Origin of the sequence: Proteocatella sphenisci DSM 23131, assembly GCF_000423525.1 — a bacterium.
In the GTDB taxonomy this organism is placed as follows: Bacteria; Bacillota; Clostridia; order Peptostreptococcales; family Filifactoraceae; genus Proteocatella; species Proteocatella sphenisci.
In genome coordinates, this window is record NZ_AUID01000033.1 from 1 (window position 1) to 16,961 (window position 16,961).

At 34.4% G+C, this 16,961-nt stretch carries 17 protein-coding genes; 8 read left to right on the forward strand and 9 right to left on the reverse strand.

The genetic code is table 11. The features are described from left to right. Window positions 1-186, forward strand: a 186-nt coding sequence (locus G558_RS13080) for a transposase (RefSeq protein WP_036931919.1), incomplete at its 5' end; no start/stop codon positions are given. Between the two features lie 197 nt (window positions 187-383). Here G558_RS13080 and G558_RS0110505 read toward each other — a convergent pair. Together G558_RS0110505 and fliD are read right to left on the reverse strand one after the other, a co-directional pair. Next, window positions 384-791, reverse strand: a complete 408-nt coding sequence (locus G558_RS0110505) for a hypothetical protein (RefSeq protein ID WP_028830129.1) — start codon at window positions 789-791, stop codon at window positions 384-386. Between the two features lie 23 nt (window positions 792-814). Beyond that, window positions 815-2,698 (reverse strand): flagellar filament capping protein FliD, encoded by a 1,884-nt coding sequence (fliD, locus tag G558_RS0110510; RefSeq protein ID WP_028830130.1) that lies wholly within the window; start codon window positions 2,696-2,698, stop codon window positions 815-817. Between the two features lie 188 nt (window positions 2,699-2,886). Between fliD and G558_RS0110515 the strand changes: the two genes are divergently transcribed. The 5 genes from G558_RS0110515 to G558_RS0110535 all read left to right on the forward strand — a co-directional run bounded on the left by G558_RS0110515 (window position 2,887) and on the right by G558_RS0110535 (window position 8,985). Beyond that, window positions 2,887-3,102 carry a hypothetical protein gene (locus G558_RS0110515; protein WP_028830131.1) on the forward strand — a complete coding sequence of 72 codons (216 nt, stop codon included), beginning with the start codon at window positions 2,887-2,889 and terminating at the stop codon, window positions 3,100-3,102. Between the two features lie 164 nt (window positions 3,103-3,266). Further along, window positions 3,267-4,457, forward strand: coding sequence for a flagellin N-terminal helical domain-containing protein (locus tag G558_RS0110520; protein ID WP_028830132.1), 1,191 nt, complete (start codon window positions 3,267-3,269; stop codon window positions 4,455-4,457). Window positions 4,458-4,543: 86 nt separating this feature from the next. Then, window positions 4,544-6,649, forward strand: a complete 2,106-nt coding sequence (locus G558_RS13085; protein WP_051188650.1) for a glycosyltransferase — start codon at window positions 4,544-4,546, stop codon at window positions 6,647-6,649. A 17-nt stretch (window positions 6,650-6,666) separates the two neighbouring features. Further along, window positions 6,667-8,166, forward strand: coding sequence for a methyltransferase domain-containing protein (locus G558_RS0110530; RefSeq protein WP_028830133.1), 1,500 nt, complete (start codon window positions 6,667-6,669; stop codon window positions 8,164-8,166). A 24-nt stretch (window positions 8,167-8,190) separates the two neighbouring features. After that, the gene (locus G558_RS0110535; RefSeq protein ID WP_028830134.1) at window positions 8,191-8,985 is read left to right on the forward strand and encodes a hypothetical protein; all 795 of its coding nucleotides are present in this window, start codon (window positions 8,191-8,193) and stop codon (window positions 8,983-8,985) included. 62 nt (window positions 8,986-9,047) lie between these two features. Here G558_RS0110535 and G558_RS0110540 read toward each other — a convergent pair whose 3' ends face one another. From G558_RS0110540 to G558_RS0110570, 7 genes are read right to left on the reverse strand one after another with little or no spacing between them, the layout of a single operon-like run. Continuing rightward, window positions 9,048-10,175 (reverse strand): DegT/DnrJ/EryC1/StrS family aminotransferase, encoded by a 1,128-nt coding sequence (locus tag G558_RS0110540; protein ID WP_028830135.1) that lies wholly within the window; start codon window positions 10,173-10,175, stop codon window positions 9,048-9,050. A gap of 27 nt (window positions 10,176-10,202) precedes the next feature. Further along, a complete protein-coding gene (locus G558_RS0110545; protein ID WP_028830136.1) occupies window positions 10,203-11,102 on the reverse strand; it encodes a UDP-3-O-(3-hydroxymyristoyl)glucosamine N-acyltransferase in 900 nt (299 codons plus the stop codon). A gap of 3 nt (window positions 11,103-11,105) precedes the next feature. Next, window positions 11,106-11,531 (reverse strand): MaoC family dehydratase, encoded by a 426-nt coding sequence (locus G558_RS0110550; protein ID WP_028830137.1) that lies wholly within the window; start codon window positions 11,529-11,531, stop codon window positions 11,106-11,108. Window positions 11,532-11,549: 18 nt separating this feature from the next. Then, the gene (locus tag G558_RS0110555) at window positions 11,550-12,638 is read right to left on the reverse strand and encodes a Gfo/Idh/MocA family protein (protein WP_028830138.1); all 1,089 of its coding nucleotides are present in this window, start codon (window positions 12,636-12,638) and stop codon (window positions 11,550-11,552) included. A 1-nt stretch (window position 12,639) separates the two neighbouring features. After that, on the reverse strand, window positions 12,640-13,551 hold the full coding sequence (locus G558_RS13505; RefSeq protein ID WP_051188651.1) for a UDP-3-O-(3-hydroxymyristoyl)glucosamine N-acyltransferase: 912 nt from the start codon (window positions 13,549-13,551) through the stop codon (window positions 12,640-12,642). Then, a complete protein-coding gene (locus G558_RS0110565; protein ID WP_028830139.1) occupies window positions 13,548-14,276 on the reverse strand; it encodes a polysaccharide deacetylase family protein in 729 nt (242 codons plus the stop codon). The genes G558_RS13505 and G558_RS0110565 overlap by 4 nt, the downstream gene beginning before the upstream one ends. Before the next feature lie 8 nt (window positions 14,277-14,284). Continuing rightward, a complete protein-coding gene (locus G558_RS0110570) occupies window positions 14,285-15,592 on the reverse strand; it encodes a nucleotide sugar dehydrogenase (RefSeq protein WP_028830140.1) in 1,308 nt (435 codons plus the stop codon). 437 nt (window positions 15,593-16,029) lie between these two features. Here G558_RS0110570 and G558_RS0110575 point away from each other — a divergent pair, with 437 nt between their 5' ends. Together G558_RS0110575 and tnpA are read left to right on the forward strand one after the other, a co-directional pair. Beyond that, a complete protein-coding gene (locus tag G558_RS0110575; protein WP_028830141.1) occupies window positions 16,030-16,650 on the forward strand; it encodes a TIGR00366 family protein in 621 nt (206 codons plus the stop codon). Between the two features lie 64 nt (window positions 16,651-16,714). After that, window positions 16,715-16,961, forward strand: a 247-nt coding sequence (tnpA, locus tag G558_RS0110580) for an IS200/IS605 family transposase (protein ID WP_028830142.1), incomplete at its 3' end; no start/stop codon positions are given.

A 16,961-nucleotide genomic window follows, 5' to 3' on the forward strand; every position in this document is an offset into this window, starting at 1 on the left:
CGTTCTATCCAGACCGAAGGTCATTTTGGAGACATAAAAGAAAATGATAATTTCAGAAGATTTAACCATCGTACATCTGAAAAAGTATACAAAGAATTTCTTTTATACGCTGTAGGAAGAAATTTAAATAAATATTATCGCTTCGCGAAGGAAAAAATCAAAACCTACGAAGCAAAAACAGCCTAATCATATCGGATTTTTATAAGTCATGAGAAAATATCAAATGGCTTTTTTTGTCATACAATAAATATTAAATTAAACAAAAAAATCCCAAATTATTCAGTGCTCTACATTTTTGTAGATGTTGAATAATCTAGGATTTTTAATTATTAAAGTTTAGGGGTCAAAAGACGTCATTCTCCGACAGCCCCTTTTTTGTATTCCTAAACAGATTCTATCGCTGAAAGTTTTGAAAGAACCTGAATTTTTAGGTTAAGTTTTCTGTCAGATTCGATAATTTTTTCAAGAAGGTCTCTTGTGGAGTTGTATATCTCATATATCTTAGATTCTTCGAAAGACGTTTCAGAGCTTATGTGATTTTGAGACATCTGAGCCTTTACTCGCATTCTTTCCAGAGGCAAAAGAGCCTGCGTAATACTTTCTATCTTCTCATTAATACCTTCAACTTCAGTCATTAGGCTGTACCTCATACCGAGAAGAAGACTGATAGTGTCTGTGTCATTTTGTGATGCGGATTTTTCCATATCCACTGTATAGCTATATATCTGCTCGATGTGGTTTTGCTTCTTTTTTAAAAGTACCATGATATCTTGTACATTATTATCAGACATAAGTTAGATCCTCTCCTTGAATATTAGCCAAACTGCTGTGCCAACCAGCCGCTCTGTGAGTTCAGATTGGATATTACTGTTTCAAGATTTGTAAACTGCCTCTGATATCTTGTCTGCTCAGTAGCAAGTCTTTCTTTAAGCTTTGCTACAAAGGTATCAATATCTTTTACCTGAGTATTATAGGCATTGTTTGTAGTAGAAAGTGGAGATAGAGAATTTCCGGCTTTTTCTATAAGGATTCCTTTTGGAGATCCTTCTGTTTTTGCATACGTGTCCATAACTTTTTTTATCCTGTCAGCGGCACCGTCACTTATTTTCTTTCCGGCTGCATCAACTTCTCCTGCGAATAGCTTTTGTACGTTCGCAGGGTCTTTGTCAATAGCAGCTTTAAGCTTATCTTCATCTATTATAAGTTTTCCGTTGTCTTTCCAGCTGCTTGATGAAGTTATACCAATGGCTTCAAATGCAATAAGAGATTCACCACTTGCAAGAATTACACTTCTAAGGTCATTGCTCAGTGCAGACAAATCACTATCCCCAAAAAGCATACCCACCTTCGCTTTTTCATCCCATGCCTTGATTTCGGATTCTGACATATCTTCTCTTTGCTCATCAGTAAGTGGCGGATAGTTACGATTATTCTTTGTAGAATATTCTTTATTTGTCATATCGACGATGTCATTATAGTCTTTTATCATATCTTTTATTCCTGAAAACACCTTTTCAGTATCAGTTTTAGAACTTAGAGTAACTGGGTTTCCAGCGGCAAAGCTTTCATTTAATTTTATTGTCAGTCCGTCAAGTGAGAATGAGTCAGTAGAGCTGTTTAGTTTCATTTCAGTGCCTTTATAATTTACAGTTATAGAAGCTTCTGTAGAAGCTGACATAGTCTTGTCACCACCAAAAAGCCGAGTTGCAACATCATTACCTGTAATAATTTTTTGACCGCCACCATCAGTAGAGGTAAACTCAAAACGGTCAAGGCTCTCTACATAGGTCATCTTTACCCCAGCATCCGAACGATTCACTGCACTTATTATGTCAGCAACTGTAGAATCAGCGGTAAGTGCAATTGTTTTGCCTCCAATTGACAACTCTGGGGTAGCACCAGGATCACCAAAAAGCTCAGATGCCTTCATTCCAAGATTAAGTCGGTTGGAATCCCCCGCAGAAATTCCCAAAATCGAACTTACATCTGAATCTGCGCCCGTAACTTTGAGTATTCCGAGAGGTCCTGAAGGTTTTTCAGATGTAGTAATCTGAAGTTTTTTACCATCAGCAGAAGTATCAACTTTTATTTTCCCTGTTCCAAATGCGCTATCGAGTTTGGTCTGCATAAGTGCTGCCATTTGTGCTTCGCTATTAACCCCAGAAAGTTCGTCGGCAGTAAATGTTATTGCTTTTGCATCGCCATTGTAGCTAAAACCAATCTGTTTTTCAGCGATATCAGCAATTTTTAATATATCAATATCATCTCCCGTAAGTGTTTTAGCACTAACAGCGTCAGCACTCACAGAACCTGCAACTGATTTTGTTCCAGAAAGTATGGATATTCCGTCAGTTATTTCTGAGCTTCCTGATACAGTAACTTTGCTGGCATTAGTTCCTCCAGTAGTTATGTCACTCTTCATATAAAAACTTCTGCTCGTTAGATTTGTGCTTGAAGTATATGAAGTATATTTTTGCGAAAAATTAATAAGTTTCGTGCTGATAGACCTCATTGCATCCGATTTCCAGGTAAAGAGTTGTTTGCTCTGAAGCTGTTTCGCGATTTTTGACCTTGTACCAATGGTCATTCCTTTTATGATTTCATCCGTATCAAGCCCAGTGGCAAGTCCTCCTATTGCTTTAGATGTCACACCGTAAGATGAACTGCTACCGCTGGTAAGACTGTTTATAGTAGCCATAAGATCCTCCTCAATTATTAAGCCGTAATATATGTTAACGATATTTATTTACCTTTATATACATAATATCGACAATAAAATGAAATTGTTAAGATTTGTTATTATCATTTGTTCGATTTGTGACGATAATATATTGAAAGAATAGATATTATATGTAATGAAAGATAATAAACAGAGGAGGGTAAGTTTTGCAATTGGAAACCCCGGAAAAACAAGAAAAGAATTCAGAAGAAGCACGTATAAATGAATTTAGAGAACTTGCGAAGTCGATTAAAGCGAGGATATACGAACTTGCAATTATAGGAAACAACCACGAAGCCGCAGCAATAATAGAGCAGCTTCAGTCGGTAACCCCATACGACGAAGAGCTTGAGGAATTAAAAAAGAAAATAGGTATGGAATAAAAAAATATATTTTTAATTTTTCAAAAAAGTATTAAGTATACAAAATTTGGACCGATATATCATTAGAAGGTCAAAATCATTAACTTTGATTTAGGTCATAAACAATTTCATTTAATCCGTGGGGATAAGGAAATCCCTTAAGGACATTCAAGGAGGAAAATATTATGCGTATTCAAAACAACATCATGGCAATGAACGCTCATAGAGCATTAGGAAACAATAATAATGCAACATCAAAATCACTGGAAAAACTATCATCAGGTTTCAAAATAAACCGTGCTGGAGATGATGCGGCAGGTCTTGCAATCTCAGAAAAAATGAGATCACAGATTAAGGGTCTTGAAACAGCTCAGGCAAACGCTAACGATGGTATATCACTTGTGCAAACAGCAGAGGGAGCACTTACAGAAGTTCACTCAATGCTTAACCGTATGACAGAGCTTGCTACAAAATCTGCCAATGGAACAATGCAAAATGAAGTAGATCGTGACGCGATACAAAGCGAGTTTAAATCACTGAGCTCAGAGATTGATCGTATATCAAAAGGAACTAATTTTAACGGAATAAACTTGATTGACGGTTCGATTGCTGCAGACGTTAAACTTACTGCAGCTGCATCTGGTACAGCAAAAACAAACGGATTTAGTGCACAAGTAAGCGGAATGGCTGACGGCGCTAAGGTAACTTTTGCAGCTGTTGCTGGTACTGGTGCAGATTCAAAAGTTACGGCAGCGTGGGCTGGTGGCAATCTTACAATAACTATCAATTCTGCTGCTGGGGCGGCGACTGGAGCGGCTAGTAAAATTACTCAGGAACAAATCAAGACGGCTGTAGGTGCTGCAACAGGCACTGCACCTGACAATAAGAGTGATATATCTGTAAAAATAGGTAGTGATATAACTTTCACTGCTGCTAGTGTTGCTGCTGCTGATATTGGAAATGTTACTGCTAAGGATGACTCACTTGATCTTCAGGTTGGGGATACTGCTGATGACTTCCAAAAAGTATCTGTTGGTATTTCAGATATGGGAGCAGAAGGACTGGGAATTTCAAATGTGGATCTAAGTACTCAAGCCGGAGCAGCAGAGGCAATTGGAGTAATAAAAAATGCAATAAATACTGTGTCTACAAACAGAGCAAATCTTGGAGCTGTTCAAAACAGACTAGAGCATACAGTTAACAACCTTGGTGTTACAACTGAGAATATAACTGCTGCAGAATCTCGTATTCGTGATGTTGATATGGCAAAAGAGATGATGACATTTACTAAAAATAACATACTTTCTCAAGCGGCACAATCTATGCTTGCTCAGGCAAATCAACAGCCACAAGGAGTTCTTCAGTTATTAAGATAATCATTAAAATCATTAAATTCATATCAACAAAAGGTGAGCTTATGCTCACCTTTTGTTGATATGAATACATTAAAGGAGAAAAATTGATGAAATTAAGTATACCTATGATGGTAAAAAATGAGTCCAAATACCTAGAACAGGTGCTTATGTCACTCCAGCCGATAAGAGATGCAATCGATACAGAGCTAATAATAGTAGACACTGGATCAGAGGACAATACGGTGGAGATTGCAAAAAGATTTACCGACAAGGTATTTTTTCACCAGTGGAACAACGATTTTTCTGAGATGAGAAATATTACGCTCGATTACGCTAAGGGAGAATGGTTGCTGATAATAGATGGAGATGAGGTTTTGGAAAATCCACAACCAATAATAGAGTTTCTGATGTCTAAAAAGGCGAAAAAATATAATACGGGATTTATATCAGCAAAAAATATAATTAATGAAAATGATCTTAGCGATACCGCGGTTTTTACGGCACCAAAGCTTTTTAGGAATATGTCTGATTTTAGATTCACAGGTGCAATACACAATCAGCCCAATATGAAATTGCCATATTATGAAATAAATTCAATTATAGTGCACTATGGATATATGTCTACGGATAAAGACCTCATGGAGAAAAAGTTTCAAAGGACAAGCAATATACTTAAACAAGAGTTGGAAAAAGATCCGGAAAATATATATTACTGGTATCAACTTTCGGTAACATACAGAATGCACAATGATGATAACCTTGCAATCGAACCCGCAGAAAAGGCATACAATCTACTTAAAGATAAAAAGAAAAATCCTAAATCCTATATATATGTATATAAGGAGTTGATAGCGGCATATTTAAACAACAAAGAGTTTGAAAAAGCAGAGATAATATGTGACGAAGTCTTACAGATAGCTAGTGGTTATGTAGATTTGCATTTCTTTGCAGGAAAAGCAAAGTTGATCAGAGGGAAGCTAAAAGAGGCAGCAGAACAATATGAGTTATATATTGATGTACTTGCAGATTATGACAATTCAGAGGGTAAAAAAGATGCTACTATAATTAGTTACACGCTAGGTAAACTGGAAGAAGCTTATTATGATTTGGTGATAACATATGAAAAACTGGAAGAATATAAAATAGCTCTAGAGTATGCAGAAAAAATAATCAGCGAAAATTATAAAAACAAATTATTGAGTAACGTTGTAAATATATGCACAAAACTTTCAGATTATCAAAATCTTAAAAAATGGTATGAATCTATTGTAATAGAAGGTGATGCCAAGAACATAGAATTGATTGAGATGCATATAGAAAATATAAAAACTGAGATTGATGAAAATCAAAAACATGAAATAGAAGAAGTGTTTTCAGATGTTTCGACAAACTATGCAGTAATTAATCTAGTAGGTCTTCAAGAACGAAATGATTCAGGCAAAGTAAATCCTGAGCTTTTGGAAAAAATTGCTATTCTTGATTTTTCAAAACTCCCTCTTTTCTATGGGAAAATACTGTACTATTTATTAAAAAAAAGCTACGCACTTTCAGATGTTTTAAGTAGTTTAAGACTGTCTGGAATTAGATTGTATCTCGATTATTTCATAAAGGCATATCCAAATTATCATGATGCCGCACTTAAATACATCAAGAACAATCCGACTAGGAATCTAAGTGATGCAAGAATAAATAGGGAGATAGAAAAATATGCATTAGTGCTTGAAAAACTTGAAGGCGAGGAGTTTAGATATATGCTTGAAAGATACATCGAAGACGGAGCTTATCATATAACCGGCATTTATCATCCAGATATCATAGAAAATGAAATAGTGAGCGAGATAAAGGAAGATGATGAGGAGTTTTTGCTATACCTCTATAAGGGAAGACTTAAGAAGAACAGTGACCCCGCACAATATATAAGATACCTAAAAAAAGCAATACATGTATTCCCCTTCAAAAAAGCTATTGAGGTTCTAAAAGATGAGGTGGAGCAGCAGCTAAACCCACCTGTCAACGAAGAGATGGAAATTCTCAAAAAGCAGTTTAAAGAGAACATAAAAATTCTTATAGCAGGCGGGATGCTTGAGCAGGCCGAAGAAGTAATAAGGCAGTATGAGCAGATAATAAGCAGCGACGAAGAAATTCTGCTGTTTAAATCTCATATATCTCTTATAAAGCTTGAAGAAGCGAAAATAAATAAAAAAGCTCATTAATAGATTGGAGTAGTATTGTGGATAAAAATATTTCAAGGGAATTAAAAGATAACATAAAAAAACTGATAGAAATCGGCTCATTCGAAGACGCAAAAATTATATTGGAGAGCTATAAAAAGATATCTGAAAATGATTTTGAGATTTATTCCATGATGGGAGTAATAGCCATGATGGAAGGAAAACTGGATGAAGCGGATAATGCCCTGTCATACGGACTTGAAATAGATGGGAAAGATTTCGACTTGCTGTATAATTTCGCTTATCTGCATGAATTTTCGGGAAATATGGAAAAAGCATTAAAATACTACAGTTTAGCTAAGTATAATGCGATTAGTAATGATCAGAAACTGGACATTGATTCAAAGATGAAAAGTCTTAATATAGAGGGCATAAAAGAAGAACAATATTTCAGCGTTAATAAATTTATTAACAAGCCAGTAGATAATCAGATATTAGAGCTTTTTGGAAATAAAGAATACAATGAAATAGTAAAGAAAATACAAGAAAAGATAAGCGAAAGGCATTATGAAGAAGTTATTTCTATATGTAGTTACTGGATTACAAAAGTCGAAAACAATACAGGAGTAATATATTATTTCTTTGGAGTGGCTGCCAATGCCATTGGGGATTTTGATAGTGCAATTAAATACCACAAAAAGGCACTGGAGTTAGATTCTACTCTTGCTGACTTAAGATTTAGAAAATCGCTATATCAGCATGAGTACAGTGAAGAAAGTACAGATTGCATCGGTTGCGGGAAACAAGGATTTAAAGTTGTAAACGTTTCTAATCAGTCAATATCTGAGGATAACAAAGAGCTTGTAAACCCAATAAGAAGATGGGTAAGCTGTGAAAATTGTGGTTTGATTTATGCAAATCCGCTACCTTCAGAAGCAAATCTAAATAAATATTATTCACTGATTGCGAAAGAAAAATTCGGTGGAATATACGGGAATATAGATGACAGATTTGAATTTCTCGTTAGTATGGCAAATAAGAGATTGGAAAAAATAGAGAGATATACAGGCGGAGCTAAATCGATTTTGGATATTGGTACTGGTATTGGAGTGTTTACTGGAACTGCATTAGATCGAGGCTGGAATGCGGATGGACTTGAATTCACTCCAGAAGACTGTTCTTATGCAAAGGAAAAGTTTAATCTAGATTTGAAACAGGAAAACTTCTATAATTTTAGAGAAGATAGAAAATATGACGTAGTTACCCTTTTTGAAGTTATTGAACATTTACACCATCCATTAAAAGATCTCAAACAGATAAACAAATTGATAAAAGATGACGGATTACTCGTAGTGGCAACCCCAATACAAGACACATTATATGGTAAAAAGACTAAAGAAAATAATGTATTTTGGAATGTTGTAACGCACTTGTCATATTTTACAAGAGATGTTATGTTGAAATACCTTAATGATGCAGGCTTTGAGGTGGTAGAAATTAGCGGATCTAATGAGGGTATGGGAAGAATGGAATTCTACTGCAGGAAGATAAGTATATAATTATAATGGATGGGATAGAAATTTATGACTATTGACGGTACAGTAGAAATTATAACACAATATGCTAGTATATTTAGCACAGGTGATATTATAGCTGTTTTTGTATCAATAATATCATTATTGGGGGTTATTATATCGACTACTGTGACGAATCTTACAACGAAGAAAATAAGCGAATCTAATGAAAAATCACAGGAAAAATTGAATCAAAAAAATATTGAGGCAAATCTAATTGCAAAGGCACGTATTGAATGGATACAAAAAGTCCGCAACACCACAGCGGAATTGTTAGCTTTATATTTTAAGGTTATTAACACTGTTGACAAGGAACATTTACTTGAATATGTTATTAAAGCACAGGAAAAAACAGAATTGCTTATCTTATACTTTGGACATGAAGAACAGAATGGTATGGATCAACCTGTTGATTTGCATTTTCATAAAAACAATATTAATAAAAATAATTCTATTGTAGAGTTTTTATCTATTCTTTCTAATAAAATTTATAGGTATTATGAGAGTGTTAAATTGGATGAATTTAATAAATTAGAGGATATTAGAAATAGAAGATTTGATGAAATGCAGAATCATGTGTTGGATTTGGAGGTGGAAGAATATGAGGACGAGTGTGGTAATGTAGGTATGCACCATATTCCTATTTTGGATGAAGCATGTGAAGACTCACTTAATGAAATTGATGAAAGAATCAATAACGTTGTAGCGATTTCAAAAAGTATAAAGAATGATGTATCAAATTTACGGGATATTATAAGAATATATCTTAAAATTGAATGGAATAAAGCAAAAAAATGTGAATAACCAAATCTGGGGCTGTTTCTCGACAGCCCCAAAAGAAATACTTGAAAAACATAAAGCTTATCTTAATAATTAGATTTCAAAACAATTTTGCAAATAAAATTGACGTCTCTACTATTCATATACGGATGCATTGGCAATGATAGTGCCGTATCGCAAAGCTCATTGGTGACTTCAAAATCACTATCGTCATGATTATATTCAGCAAATGCCCCTTGTTCATGCATTGGTTTCACATAATAGACCATACTTGGGATGCCGTTTTCTTTTAGCTTGGCTTGTAAAGCATCTCTCCCTTCTTTGCTCTTTAGCTTAATAGTATACTGTGCAAAGCTGGATACGTATCCTTCTGGAATAACAGGCGTCTCTACGATGCCTTTAAGGTTTTTTGTATAAAGTATGCAAATTCTGTTTACATCATCAAGCTCATGTTCAATAAAGGCTGTCAGTTTTACATTCAGAATTGTTGCCTGAATTGTATCGAGTCTTGAATTAACCCCAATTCTTACATTGTCGTATTTGTTCTCGCCTTTTCCATGAACCTTAAGCGAGTTCAGGAGATTTGCCAGCTCGTCATTATCTGTGAAGATTGCTCCGCCATCTCCATAACAACCCAACGGTTTTGCGGGGAAAAAGGATGTAGTTGCGGCGTTTCCAAAACTGCATGCTTTACGTCCATTTATGCTCCCGCCGAATCCTTGAGCTGCGTCTTCAAGCACTTTTAAGTTATATTTATTTGCTATTTTCTCAACTTGTATATGATCAGCAGGCAGGCCGAATAAATCTACAGGAATAATGACTTTAGGAGTTAGCTTGCCCTCATTGATCACCTTGTTTATCGATTTTTCAAGTTTTACAGTATCGATATTGAATGTATCTTTGTCAACATCTACAAATATTGGTGTAGCTCCTCTGAACGATACAATTTCTCCTGTTGAAAAGAACGTAAAATCAGGAACAAAAACAGCATCACCTTCTTTTATATCCCAGGCCATCATGAGAAGAGTCATAGCCTCAGTTCCGTTTGCACATGTTATACAGTGTTTTACATCTACATATTCAGCTAATCTCCGCTCAAGAGTATTTACTTCTTTTCCACCAATAAAGTTGGCATTGTTTATAACTTCTTGGATTGCCGAGTCGATCTCTATTTTGTATTTATTGTATTGCGATTTCAAGTCTCTAAATTCCACGATAAACACTCCTTACAAATATAGTTCTCACCTAATAGATTTAATAAATTTAATAAATTTTTGATGGTCAATAGCAAAATTTCCACTTACTATTGAACCATCAGGAATATTTTGTGTTACAACAGATCCTAGCGTTATTTTACAATTATCTCCGATTTTAATACCATTAGATATGGTTGAATTTACTCCAATCCAACAGTTCCGTCCCACAATTACTCTTCCTGCTAATTTTGCACCCGCTGTAATAAACGTCCTTGCTCCGATAACATTGTCATGAGCAATATGTACAAAGTTATCAAGTTTCACATATTCATTCAACAAAGTATCCCCGCCAAGAACACCCCTGTCTACACAACAGTTATGTTGAATTTCAACATTATCTTTTATGATAGTTTTTCCTGCAGTTTTAACAGATATTACTATTCCATTTGTATTCAAAAATTGAAATCCGGCTGTTCCTATATTACTCCCTGATCGTACCGTGACGTTATTACCAATTATACTACCCGAATGTATAACAACCCCAGGTTCAATAATCGAGTTTTCTCCTATTTCAACACTATGCTCTTCAATAAATGATCCATTAGAGATTACCGCCGTCTTCGCTATTTTGTTTTCAAACTTTTTCCAGTAAAAATCATTTTCAGATAAGATATTATGAATTTCGTAAAAAGTAATTTTGGGGTTACATGAAATTACAACACCTAAATAATCGGGAATTCTAATTTTCTCATAGATTTCTCTGGTTGTTATTATCGCTGTAATATTCTCATTATCTATAATAGCTTTGATATATTTTGTATCTTCTAAAAATGATAATACTTCTTCACTTTTAAATACTGTTGTCGCCATACCTAACGAATCTATTTCAACATCATTTATTATTTCTATATTTGATATAGTTTTACTAAATTCAGATATCTTCATTTACTATACCTTCTTTCTTGGCATAACAGTCGCTATTCCTATTATTACCTCTTCGTAATTTTGATTTACACACGTTGTCCTAAGCTTAATTATGTTTTTACTTTCAATCTTCTCAATAACTTCGACAATAGCTGTAATTGTATCCCCGAACTTCACAGGTTTCAAAAAATTCAAATTTTGTCCAAGATAAATCGTTCCAGGTCCAGGCAGTTGAACTCCCAAAACAGCAGATATTAAACCCGCACTAAGCAATCCATGGGCAACTCTCTCTCCGAATATGGTATTCTTCGCTTCTATATCATTTAAATGTGCGGGATTATAGTCGCCGGTAATTCCCGCAAAAAGATAAACATCGGTTTCCGATATAGTTTTTTGAAAAGAAGCTGTATTTCCTACCTCTATTTGGTCAATTGTCTTACCTTTATTCATCACTATATCTCCATTTCTTTATATTTTATTTTGAAACCTTCCTTTAAAATCTAATGTACTGCATTTATCAAGTGGAAGTTTGATGATCTTTCCTTCAGCTGCTGATTTATAAATAGCAAGCACCAGCTCAAGTGCATTTCTTCCATCAATTGCTGTTACATAAGGCTCTCTATCGTTTTTTATAGCATCAATAACATCTGCATAAAGTGGATTGTGCCCAAAACCGTAAACAGTTGGTGGGTTTTCATGATATTTTGCTTTAACTTCTTCTGGACTGTCAAGATTATCTGCAAACTGCCATTCTTCAATTAGATTTACAGATTTCCCTCCAGCTTTAACGGTTCCTTTTTCGCCAAAAATATAAAGTGTTTCTTCGAGATTTTTAGGATATATATTGGTAGTTCCTTCTATCATTCCATAGCTTCCATTCGCAAATTTTACTAACGCCATACCTAAATCTTCAGCATCAATAAACCCATGAATCAAATTATCAGTCATTCCTACTACTTCGGTAATTTCGTCACCCATCATCCATCTAAGAAGGTCTATGTTGTGGATACACTGATTCATAAGAGCTCCACCGTCTTGCTCCCAGGTGCCTCTCCAAGGTGCTTGTTTATAATAGTCTTCACCTCTATTCCATCTTATATGAGCAGTGCCATGCATCAGTTTTCCAAATCTGTTGTCTTCAACTGCCTCTCTAATTTTTTGAACAGATTTATTAAATCTATTCTGGTGGCAGGCACTCACTTTTACATTATTTTCAATTGATTTTTTTATTATCAAATCGGCTTCTTCAAGTGAAAGCGCTATCGGCTTTTCTATGATAAGGTTGGCACCTGCTTCAATGCAATCTAAAGCAATTTGTCCGTGCTTTCCACTTTCAGTACATATTGCTACAAGTTCTGGTTTTATGGATTTTAACATTTCTTTATAGTCTATAAATTTCTTTGTATCTTTAGGAAGCTTGAAATTATCAATTGTATCTTCCATCTTTACTTCCTTAATATCACATAATGCTACTATTTCAAGCCCATTTTCAATTGCTGCTGCTATGTGATTTGGCGAGATTCTTCCACAGCCAATGATTGCGTATTTTAAACTCATATTAATTATCACCTATCTTTCTTATCACTTTCGCCGGGACTCCTGCGACTACTGAGTTGTCTTCAACTTCATTAATTACTACAGCACCCATTCCAACTACACTATTTTCCCCTATTGTTATTTGATTCATTATTGAAGAGGAAGGAGCTATGTAGGCATTTTCTCCGATTCTTACGCTCCCCGCAATCATTGATAATGCAACAATGCTTACATTGTCTTTCAGAATCACATTATGAGCTATGTGGCATAAGTTATCAATCTTCACGTTATTACCTATTATAGTATTTGCCAAAGTTCCTCTGTCTATACAGGTGTTAGCACCTATTTCTACGTCTTGGCCAATAATGACTCCACCTAAATGCGGAACTTTTATATTTTTGCCATCTGAATTTTTAAAGTAACCATAACCTTCAGATCCAATTATAACGCCTGAAGAAACAACTGTATTATCTCCTATTGTTACTTCTCCTTCTATCACAACATTATTTTTAATAACAACATTGTCACCTATTGAGACGTTAGAGCTTATAAAACAGTTATGTCCTATACATACGTCATTTCCTATTGAATCGGTCTCTACAATTGAGCTATCTCCAATAAATGGAACAACATTTTTTTTCTTAAAAAAGTACTCAATAATAGAAAAAAATGCTTCTTTAGAATTGTCAACTACTATATAATTATGTTTTAAATCATAATGTGTTCCCAAGTTTGAAAGTACAAACAAAATATTCTGATATTTCCCTGAATTGGTATCTTCTATATTTTCACTGTTTTTTATCCAAATAATAGAATCGCTCTTAATATCACTTGGTGTTGAATAGGAATTAATATTCAAGTTCTGATCACCAATGTATTCAAACGAAACTCCATATTCAGTCAAAAAATTTATTATTGCAGATATTTTTATCAATATATCTCCTCCCGGTGTATGTACTGATCTAAGTCTCTAAAGTTTAGATTCATTGATTCGTATCTTGATAATTTTGCTTCATTAATAAATTTAGTGAGTTTTTCTCGCGTATTCTCAATTTTGTTAGAATACCAAAATGGATGTGTTAAAATATGAATTTTATTATAATTATTACAATTAATGACATCCTCAGTATCCTCTCGCCAATGCATTCTTGAATCAGAAATGTATTTCATATCTTTAAAAAAATAGGAACTATATGAATTTATCAAACCTTCAAAATGAACATTACTTTCCAGAGTTAGTTTGGAGGGCCTGTGCATTGAAATAGTTTTGATTGGTTTATTGATAATTTTTTGAATTATTGATACTTCTTTAAGAACTTCTTTTTTCATGCCAATAATTGTTTCCATTTCATAACGTTGTTCGTCAAAATGTAATCCTATGTCATGATTCATTTCAATAATCTCATTTAATATTGCAACCGATTTTTTTGAACAAATATTATAAAAATCAGTTGAAATTAAAACAAAATATGTCGAAGAAACCCCTATAGAATATTCTAATTTGGCCATTTCAAGTGCTTTTTTTAAATCAAAATCAACATCATGCCTTAAAACAACACCTTTTTTACTCGCTCTTATATTTTCATAGTTACATATATCATACCCGCCATTTAAAATATTTTTAATCATATTTGTATAATCTAAATAAGTAAAGTTCATGTTCTCTCCTATAGCAACTCAATATTATTACGTACTTTGACATGCTTCATGGCGTTTTTTGTGTCAAAAATAGCTTTGGCATGTTTTTGAACAAAACCATAATCTACATTTGTGTGAGATGTTGTTACAATAACAAGATCTGCACTTTCAATCAGTTCTGCAGTAAGTTCAAGTTCACCTTTTTTAACCACTCCACGTTCGCAATATGTTGCAACAAATGGGTCATAGTAGACAACCTGAGCTCTTTCTTTTTTAAGTTCTGCAATAACTTTAATAGCTGGGCTTTCTCTATAATCATCAATGTCTTGTTTGTATGCAACGCCAAGGATTAATATTTTAGATCCATTCATAGCTTTTTTAAATCTGTTAAGAATCTTACTTGCTCTCTCTGCGCAATATTCTGGCATTTTGTCATTTATCATCATTGATGATTCAATCATTGAGGTGTGAAATCCATATTCTCTGGCCTTCCATGACAAGTAATAAGGATCTAAAGGAATACAGTGTCCACCAAGGCCTGGGCCTGGATAAAATGCCTGGAATCCATAAGGCTTTGATTTTGCTGCATCTACAACTTCCCAGAAGTTTATACCCATTTTATTACTGAGAATAGCCAATTCATTAACCAGACCAATGTTTACATTTCTATATGTATTCTCTAAAATTTTCTCCATTTCAGCTACTGCAGGGGAAGATACTCTGTGAACAGGTGCCTCCAATATAGATTCATACATTGCAGCTGCTACATCTGTACATTCAGGAGTAATGCCCCCAACTACTTTAGGTGTATTTTTTGTTTTGTATATAAGATTACCTGGATCTACTCTCTCAGGTGAAAAAGCAAGATGGAAGTCCACTCCACATTTTAGACCTGATTTTTCAAGAATAGGTTTCAACAGTTCCTCTGTAGTTCCAGGATATGTAGTCGATTCAAGTACTATCAACATATCTTTGTGCATGTATGGAACAATACTTTCAGCGGATGATTTTACATAACTTATGTCCGGTTGTTGATACTCATCAAGTGGCGTAGGTACACAAATACAAACACAGTCTGCAGAGGCAACTTGTGAAAAGTCTGTAGTCGCTGACAACAGTCCGGATTTAACTATTTTGTCTAAGTCTTCGTTAACTACATCGCCTATGTAATTTTTACCAGCATTAACCATTTCGATTTTGTATTCTTGTATATCAAATCCTATCGTCTTAAATCCAGCTTTCGCTTTTTCTACCGCTAAAGGAAGTCCTACATAGCCTAAACCGATTACTCCTAATATTGCGGATTTATTCAAAAGTTTTTCTTTAATATTTTTCATTTTATATTCCTCGCTGTTTTATTGGATGCAGATGAATTGTTTGTATTTTGATTTCATAACTATATTCTATCATAAAGGTGAGTTTTGTATATTTTTTTTACAAATATTTAATGTAATTAGTATATATTACAACAAATGTAGTGCTATATTATTTTTTTGTGGCAATACTTATTTGGATTAAAATCAAAAATGATTCTTTACTTGATTTCTCAGTGATGATATTTATTGATGTGGTCTATAATGGTTAACCTACACTATTGACAACCAAATAACAATAGGATTATAATTAGGTCATCAAGACAGGATAATAAGGTAATCGTTTTACTTTATTAAGGCAATTTCTGAGCCCGAGACCTATATTTTTTTACTTTAATTTTATGCTATTACTTAATTGTAATATTTTTTGTATTTCAGTTTTACTGAGAAGGAGGATTACTATGTTTAAAAAATTCACTAATGGATGTGTCAGTGTAATGAACAAATACCTGCCAGATCCATTTTTATTTGCAATTATCCTGACTTTTATCGTTTTTGCCGCGGGGATAGGCATGACTGGTCAGGGACCGCTTGACATGATGCTTCACTGGGCTAACGGATTTTGGGGATTGCTTTCGTTTTCTATGCAGATGGCAATGGTGCTTGTACTTGGAAATACTATGGCTTCTGCGGGAATTTTTAAAAGAGGCCTAAAGAGTATAGCTTCTACAGCAAAGACTCCATCTAGAGCTATAATGATTACTGCTTTTGTATCTGCGGTATGTTGCTGGATAAACTGGGGATTTGGTCTTGTAATTGGGGCGCTTCTTGCAAAGGAAATTGCTAAGCAGGTTAAGGGTGTGGATTACAGACTGTTAATCGCTTCTGCATATTCTGGTTTCGTTGTATGGCATGGTGGTATGTCTGGTTCGATTCCTCTTGGGGTTGCAGCAGTTGGAGCTGATGGCGTGGTTGCCAACACTGGTGGAGTTTTAATACATGTACCGAGAATTCCCCCTCCTCTAAACTACCTTTCTCGTCTTAACGAGAGTGAAAGCGGTGGGATGAATATCGGTTTATGAATGTTTAGAACACTTCTGCAGGGGTATAATATAATCAGTCGTAATAGGAAAGGATACTTATAATATGGATAGATTAGACAATAATGCACATTCAGTATTTTACTTATACTATCATCTGGTTATGGTTACTAAATACCGGAGAAAAGTGTTTGATTCAAAAATTTCAGACAGAGCTAAGAACATATTTGAATATATTTGTCCAAAGTATAATATTACACTGCTGGAATGGAACCGCGACATGGATCATGTCCACATATTGTTCAAAGCACATCCAAACAGTGAAATCAGCAAATTCATAAATGCATATAAAA